Origin of the sequence: Nocardia sp. BSTN01, from assembly GCF_015354405.1 — a bacterium.
Lineage (GTDB): Bacteria > Actinomycetota > Actinomycetes > Mycobacteriales > Mycobacteriaceae > Nocardia.
The window spans coordinates 12,087-25,520 of the sequence record NZ_JADKYP010000004.1; the positions used below are offsets into that span (position 1 = coordinate 12,087).

General features: G+C 68.5%; 14 protein-coding genes. 6 read left to right on the forward strand and 8 right to left on the reverse strand.

Annotated features, from left to right (window positions below; all coding sequences use genetic code 11):
* Nucleotides 1-53 precede the first annotated feature (53 nt).
* The 5 genes from IRT45_RS05170 to IRT45_RS05190 all read right to left on the reverse strand — a co-directional run bounded on the left by IRT45_RS05170 (nucleotide 54) and on the right by IRT45_RS05190 (nucleotide 5,349).
* Entirely contained in the window at nucleotides 54-881 is an 828-nt protein-coding gene (locus IRT45_RS05170; RefSeq protein ID WP_194804730.1) for an MHYT domain-containing protein, read from the reverse strand.
* 23 nt (nucleotides 882-904) lie between these two features.
* Nucleotides 905-1,528 carry an ATP/GTP-binding protein gene (locus tag IRT45_RS05175; RefSeq protein ID WP_228533681.1) on the reverse strand — a complete coding sequence of 208 codons (624 nt, stop codon included), beginning with the start codon at nucleotides 1,526-1,528 and terminating at the stop codon, nucleotides 905-907.
* 151 nt (nucleotides 1,529-1,679) lie between these two features.
* Nucleotides 1,680-2,054 (reverse strand): DUF742 domain-containing protein, encoded by a 375-nt coding sequence (locus IRT45_RS05180; protein ID WP_051025076.1) that lies wholly within the window; start codon nucleotides 2,052-2,054, stop codon nucleotides 1,680-1,682.
* A gap of 8 nt (nucleotides 2,055-2,062) precedes the next feature.
* Nucleotides 2,063-2,473, reverse strand: coding sequence for a roadblock/LC7 domain-containing protein (locus IRT45_RS05185; protein WP_030515097.1), 411 nt, complete (start codon nucleotides 2,471-2,473; stop codon nucleotides 2,063-2,065).
* On the reverse strand, nucleotides 2,470-5,349 hold the full coding sequence (locus IRT45_RS05190; protein ID WP_309240805.1) for an ATP-binding protein: 2,880 nt from the start codon (nucleotides 5,347-5,349) through the stop codon (nucleotides 2,470-2,472). The genes IRT45_RS05185 and IRT45_RS05190 overlap by 4 nt, the downstream gene beginning before the upstream one ends.
* 368 nt (nucleotides 5,350-5,717) lie before the next feature.
* Between IRT45_RS05190 and IRT45_RS05195 the strand changes: the two genes are divergently transcribed.
* The 6 genes from IRT45_RS05195 (at nucleotide 5,718) to IRT45_RS05220 (ending at nucleotide 11,502) form a co-directional block, all read left to right on the forward strand.
* Nucleotides 5,718-6,407, forward strand: coding sequence for a response regulator transcription factor (locus IRT45_RS05195; protein ID WP_039780838.1), 690 nt, complete (start codon nucleotides 5,718-5,720; stop codon nucleotides 6,405-6,407).
* An 89-nt stretch (nucleotides 6,408-6,496) separates the two neighbouring features.
* Nucleotides 6,497-7,894: a HAMP domain-containing sensor histidine kinase gene (locus IRT45_RS05200; protein WP_194804928.1), complete on the forward strand. Its 1,398-nt coding sequence runs from the start codon at nucleotides 6,497-6,499 to the stop codon at nucleotides 7,892-7,894.
* Between the two features lie 605 nt (nucleotides 7,895-8,499).
* Nucleotides 8,500-9,780, forward strand: coding sequence for a S1C family serine protease (locus IRT45_RS05205; protein WP_228533683.1), 1,281 nt, complete (start codon nucleotides 8,500-8,502; stop codon nucleotides 9,778-9,780).
* A 98-nt stretch (nucleotides 9,781-9,878) separates the two neighbouring features.
* Complete coding sequence (locus tag IRT45_RS05210; RefSeq protein WP_081879443.1) at nucleotides 9,879-10,373, forward strand: molybdenum cofactor biosynthesis protein B; 495 nt, start codon at nucleotides 9,879-9,881, stop codon at nucleotides 10,371-10,373.
* A 7-nt stretch (nucleotides 10,374-10,380) separates the two neighbouring features.
* Nucleotides 10,381-10,602, forward strand: coding sequence for a hypothetical protein (locus IRT45_RS05215; RefSeq protein WP_194804734.1), 222 nt, complete (start codon nucleotides 10,381-10,383; stop codon nucleotides 10,600-10,602).
* A 207-nt stretch (nucleotides 10,603-10,809) separates the two neighbouring features.
* A complete protein-coding gene (locus tag IRT45_RS05220) occupies nucleotides 10,810-11,502 on the forward strand; it encodes an MspA family porin (RefSeq protein ID WP_194804736.1) in 693 nt (230 codons plus the stop codon).
* Between the two features lie 32 nt (nucleotides 11,503-11,534).
* Here the strand turns inward: IRT45_RS05220 and mscL are convergent, their stop codons facing one another.
* The 3 genes from mscL to IRT45_RS05235 all read right to left on the reverse strand — a co-directional run bounded on the left by mscL (nucleotide 11,535) and on the right by IRT45_RS05235 (nucleotide 13,347).
* A complete protein-coding gene (gene mscL / locus IRT45_RS05225; protein WP_194804737.1) occupies nucleotides 11,535-11,990 on the reverse strand; it encodes a large conductance mechanosensitive channel protein MscL in 456 nt (151 codons plus the stop codon).
* A 144-nt stretch (nucleotides 11,991-12,134) separates the two neighbouring features.
* On the reverse strand, nucleotides 12,135-12,869 hold the full coding sequence (cpaB, locus tag IRT45_RS05230) for a Flp pilus assembly protein CpaB (RefSeq protein WP_194804739.1): 735 nt from the start codon (nucleotides 12,867-12,869) through the stop codon (nucleotides 12,135-12,137).
* A gap of 157 nt (nucleotides 12,870-13,026) precedes the next feature.
* Nucleotides 13,027-13,347 (reverse strand): FmdB family zinc ribbon protein, encoded by a 321-nt coding sequence (locus IRT45_RS05235; protein ID WP_194804741.1) that lies wholly within the window; start codon nucleotides 13,345-13,347, stop codon nucleotides 13,027-13,029.
* Between the last annotated feature and the right edge of the window lie 87 nt (nucleotides 13,348-13,434).

Here is a 13,434-nt window from a genome sequence, read left to right on the forward strand (position 1 = left end):
GTGCGGCCCGCCCCGATCGTCGTCTGTGCGCGGCCCGGCCGCCGCGAATCCGCTCAGCTCACCGGCTGCGGTGTCCGACTCGCCGGCCGCGCCTTGCCGGCCGGCGAAGTGGTCTGTCCGGCAGCAGAATTCGCCGCCTGGGCCAACTGCCGGGAGCGGGTGGTTCCGGTGCGGTCGGGAGCGACCAGGACCGCGGTGATCGGTACCGCCAGCGACAGCGTCCCCATCACGAACACCGGTACGAAGAGGGTGAACAGATCGTCGCCGTCGGGCTGGCCGACCGCGGTGTCGAGATGTACGTGCACCCCGGCCTGGCCGAGGTAGTGGATCGCGGTGACCGCCAGCGCATACAGCGCGGCCGTTCCGGCCAGTGGCAGCATCGCGTGGAAACGGGTGGTGGCCCACAGCACACCGATCGAGGCCGCGACGGCCAGCGCCCCCGCGCTCAGCGACATCCAGATGTTCACATCGACCGATCCCTGCACTCGGATCGCGCCCATGGCGAGCAGGTGCATGATCCCGATACCCAGGCCCATCACCACGCCGCCGCTGATCACCCGCACCAGCGTGCTCACCTTGCCCGTGATCACCAGACCGGCCAGGACTCCCGCCACCGCGACGACCGTCGCCACGACCATCCGGGCGATGTCGTAGCGGATCTCACCGGACGACACCCCGACGCCGAGCATGGTGACGTACACCGCCAGCCAGGTGCCGACGCCGCCGATGGACACTGCCGCCGCGGTGAGCCACACCATCCGGAACCGCGCGGTGACCGAGAGCGTCGACTGGCGGACACAGGCCAGTCCGACGACCGCGCCGGCCGCGGAAACCCCGAGTGCCAGGCCCAGCACCCAGTACCCCATGGTGAAGTAGTTCATCGCTTCCCCTCAGCTCGCACCGCTCAGCTCTGTCCCACCGTCGCGTGGGTGGCGGTCAACCGCGCAATCGCGTATTCGGTGACCGCGGCGAGCGCCCGCCGAACCTCCCCGGCGTCCCGGGCGTCGATATCGACCACCGGCACGCCCTCGCGGATCGACAGCGCCTCCCGCAGTTCGGCGACCGGGAAACGCGGTGCGCTCGGAAACCTGTTGACCGCCACCAGGAACGGCAGCCCGCGCGCCTCGAAGAAGTCGACCGCGGCGAAGCTGTCCTCGATCCGGCGCGTGTCGACCAGCACGACGGCGCCGATCGCGCCGCGGATCAGGTCGTCCCACATGAACCAGAACCGGCGCTGCCCGGGCGTGCCGAACAGGTACAGCGTCAGATTGCCGGGCAGGATGATGCGGCCGAAATCCATGGCCACCGTGGTGGTTTCCTTGCCCGGGGTGGCGGACAAGTCGTCGATGCCGTCGGATACGCCGGTCACCATGGCCTCGGTGCGCAGCGGCACGATCTCCGAGACTGCACCGACGAAGGTGGTCTTCCCGGCGCCGAACCCGCCCGCGACCACGATTTTGGTCGAGGCGGTGCGGCTGTCGAGCTCCGGGTGGGGCGGCATCGGAGCCGTCGAGTTCTGAAAGTGCATGGGGGGATTCTGGTATGGAAGCGGCGGTTGCGGGTGTGTGCCCGGGGAATTGGGTCCGAGCGGTCCGATCTGCGCGGAATCGGGCTGCGGCGCGGGCGGATACCGCTCGGCCGTCGAGGGCGCCCCGGTGGGCAGGGGCGGTGCCGCGGTGTCAAAGGGCACGGAGTCCACGCAGGGTCCTCTCCATCAGGGATCGCCGCTCGTCGAATGTGGCGTCCTCGCTGAGCGTGGTGTGCACCCGCAGTGTGCCGGCCACCACCAGGTCGCCGATCACCACCCGGATCATGCCCAGGGGACGTTGCAGATGGGCGGCGATTTCGGCGACCGAGAGCCGCCCCGCGCCCAGACGCAGAATATCTGTTCGAATATCGCCTGCGGGCCAATCGAATTGATTGGCGTAGGGCAGTGTTTCCACGACCGCCTCGAGAGGCAGTTCGACCGCGGGTTCGGTGCGCCCAGCGGTCAGCGCATAAGGACGGACGCGAGTGGTTGGCCGGCCGGACCCGGCTCCGAACGAGCTGGACATCGCAATCGTCAGACCGCCGAACGGGCCGTGGCTTGCACGACCGATCCGACTCGATCGACGAGCAGGGCCATCTCGTACCCGATGCGGCCGATGTCGTGCTGCTTGTTGGCCAGTACCGCCAGATGCGAGCCGTTGCCGACGCTCATCACCAGCAGATAGCCGCGCTGCATGTCGACGATCGACTGCATCACCTTGCCGCCGTTGAACAATTGCGCCGCCCCCGCCGACAGACTCGCCAGACCGGCGGTCACCGCGGAGAGCTGTTCGGCCCGATCGGACGGGAGGTGCGGACTGGTCGCCTGGAGCAGGCCGTCGGCCGAGACGAGCACCGCGTGCGAGACTCCAGGCACCTCTCTGGTGAAGCGGGTGACGAGCCAGTTCAAATTCTCGTCCGTACTGTTCTGCGCAGTGTCGGTCATGCAAAGCCTCCGTCGTTCTGCTGAGCGTTGTTCCGCCCGGCCTGGTCGTACCCGGCCGTATCGGCCGGGTCGTACTGGGCCGTGTTGTCTCGGACGCTGACGCGTCCGCTGCGGACGCCGCTCAAATGTCTGGACAAGTTGTTGCGGATTTCCTCCGGATCCCGGGCCTCGACGGCGTCGTCCTGCGTCACTCCGCCGGGCACCAGCTGCGCACCGGGCCGGCGGATGGGCAGGCCACCCGTGGTACGGGTGGTCGCGGTCGGGGTACTGGCGTCCGCTGCCGCCGCCCAGCCCTCGTCGGCGGGAGACGGCCAGGCGCCGGTCGGCGCGTTCGAAGACGGTTCGACCAGCCATTCGGACACCATGCGCTGATAGATCGGCGTGGGGGATTCCGGTTTGGCCGGCGCCTGAGCATCCTGCTGCGAGGCATCGTGCTGATAGGCATCGGGCCGGGGTGGCGCGAGAGTCGCGCCGTGGCGGGACAGCGGCGCCGGTTCGCGGTCCGGGGTGCGCTGTACCGGGGCCATGATCGCCGTTTCGGCCCAGAAATCGATCGGCTGCGGCTCGGGTTGCGGCCGTGGATCGGCCGGGGTGGGACGGCGCGGCGGCACGATCTGTTCCAGATCGCGGTCGGTCACCGGGTTCCACGGATCGGAGGCCGCGGCGAAATCCTCGCCGCGGTTCGCGGTTTCGGCCTCCTCGGCCTCGGCGCGCTCGTCGCGGTGGTTCTCCTCGGCGCGCTCGTCGTGGAAGGCGTTCTCGCGTCCGGTCTCGACACCGCGCAGCACGCCGTCGTCGAGCGGTTCCGGCGCGCGGTTGTCGTTCTCGGTGACGTCCGGCAGCGGGGTGAGCCGGGTCACCGGGGCCCCGGATTCGGAATCCGACGGGCCGGCCGGGCGGCGTTGCGGCAGTCCGGCGCTGGTGAATCGGGCCGGCTCCGAGGTCTCCCCGAATCGCTCCGGTGGATTGGGCACCGCGGTGAGTGTGCGGCCGGGAGCGGGAAATTCGGTGACCGGGGAGGGAAAGTCCGCGGCCGGCGTGGTGAACGTCGAGATGGGCGGTGGGACCACGGCCTCGGTGGGCGAGACCAGCGCACCCGGTAGATGCACACTGGCCGTGATACCCGGCTGCTGTGCCATCGTGGAGGTGCGGCGCAGGCTGACCGTGATGGTGTGCCGTGCCGCCAGGCGGCCGACCACGAAAAGACCCATGCGGCGGGCGGTTTCGATGGTGACCTCACCACCGGAGGCCAGGCGCTCGTTGATTGCGCGCATATCGTCGGCGGACATGCCGAGTCCCCGGTCGGTGATCTCGATCAGATATCCGCCGTCCACCGCGCGCGACACCGAGACCGCCACCGGCGTATTCGGCGGCGAGTAGCGCAGCGAGTTGTCGATCAGCTCGGCCAGCAGGTGTTCGATGTCGACGGCGGGCTCACCGGCGACGATACCGTCGGGCACCGAACCGATTTCGACGCGCTGATAATCCTCGACCTGGGAGACCGCGCTCCACAACATGTCCGACAGTGGCACCGGCGGCAGATGACCGCGGCGCAGCGCGGTGCCGGCGAGCACCAGCAGGTTATCGCCGTTGCGGCGCATGCGGGTGGCGAGGTGGTCGAGGCGGAACAGGCTCTGCAGGCGATCGGAGTCGTCCTCGTCGCGCTCCAGATCCTCGATCAGCGACAGCTGCTGTTCGACCAGTGATTGGCTGCGCCGCGAGAGCGTTTCGAACATATTGCTGATCTGCAGGCGCAGGCGGGCCTGTTCGGCGGCGAGGAACAACGCCTGGCGGTGCATGTCGTCGACCGCTCGGGCCAGCTGGCCGATCTCCTCGGTGGTCTGCACGTCGACCGGGACGATCTCCGGGGTCGCGCCACCGCCGCGCACGACCGCGAGTTCGGCAGGCAGGTCGGTGTGCGCGACCTGCAGCGAATCGCGGCGCAGGCGGCGAATCGGGACGACCAGCGAGCGGGCGACCGCCAGCGCCAGGGCCAGACCGGCCAGCAGCGTCACGACCACCAGCGCCACATCGCGCAGGACCGTGCCGCGCGCGTCGACCGAGCGGTCCGACAGTCCGGAGTCGATCAGGTCGACCAGATGGTTGGTGGCCTCGTTGTAGGTGTCGGTACTGGTCTGCAGCGACTGCGCGACGCCGGGCACGTTGATCGGCTCGACCGCGTTCTGGCTCATCGCCGCGATGCGCGTCTGTAACGCGCCCAGCAGCACATCCGGCTTCAGCGCCGATTCCGGCTGCACGACCGCGTACTGGTTGATCATGGTCAGCTCGGCGCCGGTGGCCGTCAGGACCTGAGCCAGCACGGCCGGGTTGTTGCCGATCTCGCCGCTCTCCAGCGCCAGCTGCTGCTGGGTGAACATCTGGCGGGCGATCGCGATGACACCCATCTGCACGTAATAGCGCTCGAGGGTGGTTTCCTTCGGCGTCGCCAGCGACGAGACGGCGTTGCTGACGTGGCCGTTCACCTCGCTCGCCTGTTTGACGACCTCCTGCGCCGCACCGCCGTGCAGGCTGTTGCGCAGGGTGCGCCCGGCCGCCAGCGCCTCGGTGAGTTCGGTGGCGACGCGCTTGTCGGCCGCCGAATTCTGCAGCGCCGTCTGCAGATCCGCGGCGGCCTGGTCGAACCGGGCCGCGGCCTGGTCCAGCGCCGACTGCGGAACGTGTTCCCCGTTGCCGAGGGTGACGGCGAGATTGTTGGCCGCCGAACCGAAGTCGAGGGTCGGCCGAATGATCCGCGCCTGCTCACTGGCCGTGTTCAGCTGTGAGATGGTGCCGAGTTCGTCCTTGATTCGAAGAACGGCGAATGCCGATGCCAGCACGACCGGCAGCAGTAGCACGATGCCGACCTTGCTAGTCACGGACAGATTGGACAGACTCCTCTGCCATGGCCGCGGTGCAGTGCCCATGCCGCTTCCGTCGCCTCCGCTCGCGCACGTGCCCCGGGTTCCGGCCGCCGCCCGCGTCTGGCCGTTCGGGTCCAACGGGTTGAGAACCAACTAGAGGTTTACTTTTACCGCAGGCAACATACCGCGAGAACACGTTCGCGGCAATTTGGAGGGGTCCAGCGACAACGGTCTAAATCGGCTCGGCGCAACAACTTTCGTGTGCGACACATACTTCTCGGAAGTATTTTCGATGATTCCGCAGGTCACCTGTTGTGGATGTGCGGCGTGTCGAATGGTCGGTTCTCAGTCGGCTCTCAGTCGATCCGGTCAAACTGGAGGCCATGCGCATTCTGGTAGTCGACGATGATCGCGCGGTGCGCGAGTCGCTGCGCCGGTCGCTCACCTTCAATGGATATTCCGTCGAGCTGGCGGTCGACGGCGTCGACGCCTTGGAGAAGGTCAGCGCGTCCCGGCCCGATGCATTGGTACTCGATGTGATGATGCCGCGGCTGGACGGCCTGGAGGTATGCCGCCGCCTGCGCAGCACCGGTGATGATCTGCCGATTCTCGTACTCACCGCCCGGGATTCGGTGTCGGAGCGGGTGGCCGGCCTCGACGCCGGCGCCGACGACTATCTGCCCAAACCGTTCGCGCTCGAGGAATTGCTGGCGCGTTTGCGCGCGCTGTTGCGCCGCACCACCGCCGACCCGGCCACCGATTCCTCGGAGACGATGCGTTTCGCGGATCTGTCCCTGGATCCGGTGACGCGCGAGGTATCGCGTGGCGAGCGCGCCATCAGCCTGACCCGCACCGAATTCTCGCTGCTGGAAATGCTGATGGCGAATCCGCGCCGGGTGTTGACGCGCAGCCGCATTCTCGAAGAGGTCTGGGGCTACGACTTTCCCACCTCCGGTAATGCGCTCGAGGTCTATATCGGCTATCTGCGCCGCAAAACCGAGGCCGAGGGGGAGCCACGTTTGATCCACACCGTGCGCGGGGTGGGTTACGTGCTGCGCGAGACCCCTCCGTAGGCCGGGTCGTCGTGGCAAGAGCTCATCCAGGGCACGGTGGCCGTCCCGATCGCGTGGCCCGGCTGGGGCCGCGTCCCGATCCGCACGAAATGCGCCCGCCGATGCCGCTGACCCGATCGGTGTCGCTGCGCTGGCGGGTGACGCTGCTGGCCGCCTCGGTGGTGGCCATCGCCGTCGCGGTGACCTCGATCGCCGCCTACGCACTGGTCGCCCGCGCCCTGTACGCCGATGTGGACAGTCAGTTGCGCAGCCGCTCGGAGGTGATGGTCAAGAACAACATCGACCTGCAGGGATTTCAGGCGATCATCATGTTCAGCAGCCTGTACTCCAACGATATCGGCATCGCGCTGATCTATCCCGACGTCGATGTGCCCTATGCCCCGCCGCAGCCGATGGATCCGCCGATCGGCCCGGCCGAGATGGCGGTGGCGCACGGTAAGGCCGATGTCTCGCTGCGGACCGCGAACAATCAGCGCGTGCTCGCCCGGCGCACGAAATCCGGTGCCACGCTGGTCATCTCGCGGTCGCTGGAACCCACCCGTGAAGTGCTCGACCGGCTAGCGTGGCTGCTGTTCACGATCGGCGGGTGCGGCGTGCTGGTCGCCGGAGCCGCCGGTGCGACGGTCGGGCGCACGGGGCTGCGGCCCATCGCGCGATTGACCGCGGCCACCGAACGCGTCGCGCGCACCGACGATCTGGCGCCGATCCCGGTCACCGGTGACGACGAACTGGCGCGGCTCACCGAAAGCTTCAATCTGATGCTGCGGGCGCTGGCCGAATCCCGCGATCGGCAGCGGCGACTGGTCGCCGACGCCGGACACGAACTGCGCACCCCGCTGACCTCGCTGCGCACCAATATGGAACTGCTCATCGCCTCCTCGCGCCCGGACGCGCCGCCGATTCCCGAGGAGGACATGGCCGGGTTGCGTGCCGATGTGATCGCCCAGATCGAGGAGCTGTCCACGCTGGTGGGAGATCTGGTGGACCTGGCGCGCGAGGACGCGCCCGAAACCGTCTACGAGCGGGTCGATCTCGGCGAGGTCGCCGAGCGCGCACTGGAACGGGTGCGGCGGCGGCGCGTGGACGTCGAATTCTCGGCGCAGCTGCGGCCGTGGTTCGTCTACGGTCACGACGCCGGACTGGAGCGGGCCATCCTCAACGTGCTCGACAACGCCGCGAAGTGGAGTCCGCCGGAGGCGCAGGTCATCCTCACCATGCGCGAAACCGGGCCCGGGCTCATGGAAATCGCCATCGACGATGCCGGGCCGGGCATTCCGCCGGAGGAACGGGAACTGGTCTTCGAACGCTTCTACCGCACCACGGTGTCGCGATCGATGCCCGGCTCCGGGCTGGGTCTGGCGATCGTGAAACAGGTGGTGTCCAAACACGGCGGCACGATCACCGTGGACACCTCCGAGCGCGGCGGCACGCTGGTGCGCATCGTCCTTCCCGGCGAACCGCCGGTCGCCGGAGAGCGCCGGGCGTGATCACCGGCGAACCCGAATCACCGGGCGCGCGCAAGGGCGCCCCATAAACTGGGACCCGTGCGGCGTCCCGCTTCCGCGGAAACCCGGATACGACACCGGATACGGCACGGAGTCACGGAGAACTGAAAGCACGGTCTCAGTCCGCTCTCAGTCGCTGTCACCAGGCTGGGCGACAGACTCGAGGAGAAACGAGAAATATGACCGAGGATTCGAGGGACAGGGATTCGAGGGACAGGCGCGACGAGCCGACCGGTTCGACTCCCCAGTCGGGAGGGCCCGAGCCGACTCCGCCGTCGGCAGGTTCCGGGACCGCCTCGCAGGAGGGGGAGGCCGGGAACGCCTCGCGCGGGTGGGGGCAACCGTCGCAGTGGGCAGGGCCGTCGTCGCAGGCCGGTGGGGCCGACCCGGGTGCGCAATCGCAAGGATCGGGACCGGCCGGGCCGAGTGGGGGCCCGCAGGTACCGCCCGGTGAGCACGCGTCCGGCGAGCATCGGACCGAGCAGTTCACGAGTCAGCAGGGCGGGCCCGACCGACCGGGGCAGGGGTGCGGACCGGGGCAGCATCCGGGGTTCGCCGCCGATCCCGCGGCCGGTCACACCGCGCCGATGCCGCCGTACAACCCGTACGCCTCGGGCCACACCTCGGGCCAGGGCTATCAGCAGCCCGGCTCGCACGCCTCCGGCACGCCCTACGCCGCCGGCGAGCAGCGCGCCGGTGACCCGTATCCCGCGGGTCCGGGCGCCGATCCCACCGGCGCCTACGCCGGGACTCCGCGTCGCCGCGGCCGCGCGGGCCTGCTCGCCGGCGCCGTCGTGCTGGCGCTCGTCGCGGGCGGTATCGGCGGTGCGGTCGGCACCCTCGCCACACGCTCGGACGACAACAACGCCCCGGTCGACAACGCTCTCAACGCGCCCGCGCCGGTCGATCCCGCCTCGGCGAGCGCACCGCCCGGATCCGTGCCCGCGGTCGCGCAGAAGGTCCTGCCCAGCGTCGTGATGATCCGCGTCGCGGGCGCTCGCGCGGAGGGTGAGGGCTCGGGCGTGGTGCTGTCGTCGGACGGGCTGATCCTGACCAACAACCACGTGGCCAGCGGTGCCGGCCCCAACGCCAAGATGGAGGTCGCCTTCCAGGACGGCACCACCGCCAACGCCTCGGTCGTCGGCGTCGACCCGGTGTCGGATCTGGCCGTCATCAAAGCGGCCGGCAAGACCAACCTGACGCCGATCGAACTCGGCACCTCACGCAACCTGATGGTCGGCCAGCCCGTAGTGGCGGTCGGCTCGCCGCTGGGCCTGGCCGGAACCGTCACCACCGGCATCGTGTCGGCGCTCAGCCGCCCGGTGTCGACCAGTGGTGAGGCCGGCTCACAGGGCACGGTCATTTCCGCGATCCAGACCGATGCCGCGATCAACCCCGGCAATTCCGGTGGCGCGCTGGTCGATACGAACGGCAAGCTGATCGGCATCAACACCGCGATCGCCACCCTCGGCGCCTCGGAGATGCCCGGTTCGCAGAGCGGTTCGATCGGCCTGGGCTTCGCGATTCCGGTGGATCAGGCCCGTCGCGTCGCCGATGAGCTCACCAAGTCCGGCCACGCCACCTATGCTCAGATCGGGATCTCGGTGCGCGCGCAGGACGACGTCAACGGCGCCCGGGTCCTGGACGTGACACCGGACGGTCCGGCCGCCAAGGCGGGCATTCCGTCGGGTGCGATCGTCACCCGGGTCGACGATCAGATCATCGACTCGGGCAATTCGCTGATCGCCGCCGTGCGGTCGCACCAACCGGGTGACAAGGTGAAGGTCACCTACACCGATCCACAAGGACAGAATCCGAAAACCGTCGAGGTGACCCTCGGCGCCGCACCGGCGGAGGGTGGCCGATGATCCGTGAACCGCGTCCTTTGACAGTGCTCCCGACACCCGACGCCGACGAGCCCGGGGGACCGGAGTGGTTGTCGCCCACGGACGCTACGGTGAGCAACATGGAAATCGATGCTCCCGTGGCGGGCCGGGCACTTGTTGTGGTCGTGGACGATCGAACCGCGCATGGCGGGGTGGACTCGCTGGGGCCGCTGGTGACCGAACTGCTCACCGAATTCGGCTTCCTCGTCGACGCCACGGTGTCGGTGGCCGGCGACGAGATCGAGATTCGCAACGCCCTCAACACCGCCGTGATCGGCGGGGTCGACCTGGTGATCTCGGTGGGCGGCACCGGTATGTCGCCGCGCGATGTCACCCCGGAGGCGACCCTCGAGGTGCTCGATCGCGAATTGCCCGGCATCAGCGAGGCGCTGCGCGCCTCCGGACTCGCGGCCGGTTCGCTCGACGCCGGTCTCTCGCGTGGTCTGGCCGGGGTCTCGGGCAGCACCCTGGTGGTCAATCTGCCGGGCACCCGCGATGCCGTGCGCGACGGTATGGCGACGCTCGGCCCGCTGGTGAGCCGGGTCGTCGACGAGCTGTCCGGCTTGGCGGAATAATCACGGTATGACCGATAAGCCGGCGGGGGCGCAGCGTCCGGGCGATTCGCACTCCGCGGATCGCCCGGCGAAGGGCCGCGCCCGGTCGGCCGCGGAGGCCGCGCGCTTGGCGCGGGTCTTCGGCGAGACGCTGCCGCGCACCAGCAGCGACGAACGCGCCCCCGACGGTGAGCTACCCCGCTCCTCGGACGACTGGCTGCGCGCGCAGGTGCCCCCTCATCACGGATAACTCGTGACGTTGACGCCGATACGTGCGGTAATCGACTGTGTCCCAGATCATGAGCCGTTTCACCGCCGGATGTTGGCAGCGGTGAGATGGGCCGTTTATTGTCCCGTTCAGGCGGCTTCACCTGCGGTTCTCGAAGCCTTCGGGTAGGTGCGGTCGTACCGCCCGGTGGCGTTCGAGGCCGACCTCGAGAACCTGATGAGGGGACATATGAATACGAACCGTGCGAACGGTCGGCGATGGGGTGCGCGTATCGCGGGCATCGGTGCCGTGGCGGCCGCCGCGCTCTGCCTGTTCTCCACCGGCGCAGCCAACGCCGCCACCTTCGTCGCGCTGCCCGGCGGGGACCTGTCCAAGACGCTCTCCGACGGCACCGTGGTGCATGTCTGGCTCGATGGCGAATCCGCGAACATCGATCCGTCGCTGGGCGCGACGCCGGTGCACCGCAATGCCTGGGTCTCCGGCAACGCCCATGTCGAACTGTCCGGCGACACCACTGCCGTGGGCGGCAGCATCTACCCCGGATACACCGTGGGCTGCCAGGTCGACATCTCCGGCGGCGGCGTCGACGGCGGTCCCAGCGCGAGCATGGACTGGAGCGACGGCGAGAATGCCAAGCCGGATGCCGGCGGAAATATCGGCGGCAACCTGACTCTCGGTCCGGGCCAGGCGAAGTCGTTCTACGTCCTCGACATCGAGAAGGACGACTTCGGACAGGATGTGCACAAGACCCGCAACAAGTTCCAGGGTGACAGCGGTTCGGTGGCTTGGTCCGACGAGACCATCGGCCTGACCGGATGTGGCGGTTACGCGCAGGCACGCGCATTCGTCAGCATCGAGGTCGAGACCGACAACGTCATTTCCTGGGTGACGCTGTGGGGTAAGCCGTTCAGCCTGGGCTGAGCTTTTCCGGATACGCGGCAGGGCCGGTGCCGTCACCGGCTCCGCTGCGTATCTCCCTGTCGGCGTAGGGAATCGACGTCGGCGAACTCGTGCCGGCCGCCGGCGCTCTTGCTGCCCTCCGAGAGCAGATCGCGGATCTCGGTGAGCAGTTCGACCTCGGTCATCACGGCTTCCTTCTCGGTGCCGTAGCGCTTCATCAGCCGGCCCGCCGGCAGCACCAGAATGAAGTACAGGATCGCCGCGATGAGAATGAAATTGACCACGGCGGTGACGATCGGACCGAGTGCGATGAATGTGGACGGCTTACTGGAATCCAGATAGAAGCCCCAGCCGTGTTCGTTCGCGCCACCGAACAAATCCACGAGGGGATTGACGATTCCCGTCACGATGGCGGTGACGACCGCGGTGAACGCGGTACCGATGACGACCGCGACCGCCAGATCGATCACGTTCCCGCGGAGCAGGAAATCCCTGAAACCTTTCAGCATTGCGGCTCCTGTCTCATCCGGCGTGTCCGCGCCGCGCCGTTCGGTCTGGTCGTGGCATCCGATGCGATTGCTTCCCGCTATCGAATGAGGTACTCGGGATGCTAACGGACAGTTGCGGCAAATGCTCGGCGAACACAGCGAACATCAGTGAAACACCACGGTCAGGGCGGTGTGCAACGATGCGGCCGCGACGGTGGTCGCATGCCCCGGATCGAGTGCCAGCAACACGATTCGTTCGGGGGACGCGCGGGTTCGGGCGCCGGTGTCGGCGGCACCGGAAATCAGGACGACCGCGGCATCGGTGGCGAGCGTGTGCGCGGACGGTGAACGCTCCCGTGGCGCCATCGCATCCGGATCGCTGTGCTCCCCGGTGTCTTCCGCGGCGACCACGTCCACTCGGTCGCCGGGGCGCAGAATCTCGGCAATGGCGTTGTCCGCCAGGCGCATCGGCACGATCCGGGCATTCGGCGTGCCGGTCGCCGCGGCTGCCAGGCGCGGGCCGACGATCCGGAGATCGGTGAGTATTTCCCCGGCGTGCACAGCGCCGGTCGACGTCGCGCCGAGCAGGGTCGCGGGATCGGTGACGGCGCCGTCCGGTACCGCGTCCGGCGGCAGGTCCGCATACCGCAGATCAGGGGGGGACAGCACCTGTCCGGGTTGCACGTCCCGTGCCGCGACCACCACCGGTGTGCGATGCCCGGCGGGGTCGCCCCGCAGGGCGACGACGGCTGCCGCGGCGGCCAGTCCGACCGCCGACAGCCGGCGGATCAGGGTCAGGTCGAGCCAGGGCGGCCGTATCCGAGACAGGAATTCGGTGCCCCGCGCATTGCCGAGATCGGTATCGACGGCGCGTAGCCGATCGAATCGAAGGGTTGCCATACCGGCCACCGTAGGGCGCGCGGCAGGTCGGTCATCCCGGAAAAGAGCAGGTCAGAACTTTTCTGTGGATAACGGAAAGGCTGTGGACAACTGAGGCCGGCACGGGCGGAGGACAACAACCGGCCGGGCGGTACGTGGCCGCCCGGTGCGGGGTGGGTCAGGCGACGGCGGTGCTGGTCGCCGAGGAGCTCGACGACGAACCCGAGCTGCTCGACGAGCTGGTCGAACTGCTGGAGCCGGCCGAATCGCTCGACTTGGATTCGCTCGACTTCGCGGCGGGCTCGCTGGCCGACGACGAGCCGTTGCGGCTGTCGGTGCGGTAGAAGCCGCTGCCCTTGAAGACGATGCCGACCGAGTTGAACAGCTTGCGCAGCTTGCCGTTGCACTTCTCGCAGGTGGTCAGGGCGTCATCGGAGAACGACTGCACGATGTCGAACTTGTCGCCACACTGCGTGCACTGATACGAGTAAGTAGGCACCTGCGAACCTCCACGGTTTTCGTCTTTTAGCACTCTACAGCCGACAGTGCCAACAGTGCCAATCCGGTATTGATTCCCATGGTGCGC

Bases quoted from the DNA above. Each gene is read 5' to 3' on its own strand.
- IRT45_RS05170 (WP_194804730.1), bottom strand. From the start codon at position 881: ATGAACTACTTCACCATGGGGTACTGGGTGCTGGGCCTGGCACTCGGG.
- IRT45_RS05175 (WP_228533681.1), bottom strand. From the start codon at position 1,528: ATGCACTTTCAGAACTCGACGGCTCCGATGCCGCCCCACCCGGAGCTC.
- IRT45_RS05180 (WP_051025076.1), bottom strand. From the start codon at position 2,054: ATGTCCAGCTCGTTCGGAGCCGGGTCCGGCCGGCCAACCACTCGCGTC.
- IRT45_RS05185 (WP_030515097.1), bottom strand. From the start codon at position 2,473: ATGACCGACACTGCGCAGAACAGTACGGACGAGAATTTGAACTGGCTC.
- IRT45_RS05195 (WP_039780838.1), top strand. From the start codon at position 5,718: ATGCGCATTCTGGTAGTCGACGATGATCGCGCGGTGCGCGAGTCGCTG.
- IRT45_RS05200 (WP_194804928.1), top strand. From the start codon at position 6,497: ATGCGCCCGCCGATGCCGCTGACCCGATCGGTGTCGCTGCGCTGGCGG.
- IRT45_RS05205 (WP_228533683.1), top strand. From the start codon at position 8,500: ATGCCGCCGTACAACCCGTACGCCTCGGGCCACACCTCGGGCCAGGGC.
- IRT45_RS05210 (WP_081879443.1), top strand. From the start codon at position 9,879: ATGGAAATCGATGCTCCCGTGGCGGGCCGGGCACTTGTTGTGGTCGTG.
- IRT45_RS05215 (WP_194804734.1), top strand. From the start codon at position 10,381: ATGACCGATAAGCCGGCGGGGGCGCAGCGTCCGGGCGATTCGCACTCC.
- IRT45_RS05220 (WP_194804736.1), top strand. From the start codon at position 10,810: ATGAATACGAACCGTGCGAACGGTCGGCGATGGGGTGCGCGTATCGCG.
- mscL (WP_194804737.1), bottom strand. From the start codon at position 11,990: ATGCTGAAAGGTTTCAGGGATTTCCTGCTCCGCGGGAACGTGATCGAT.
- cpaB (WP_194804739.1), bottom strand. From the start codon at position 12,869: ATGGCAACCCTTCGATTCGATCGGCTACGCGCCGTCGATACCGATCTC.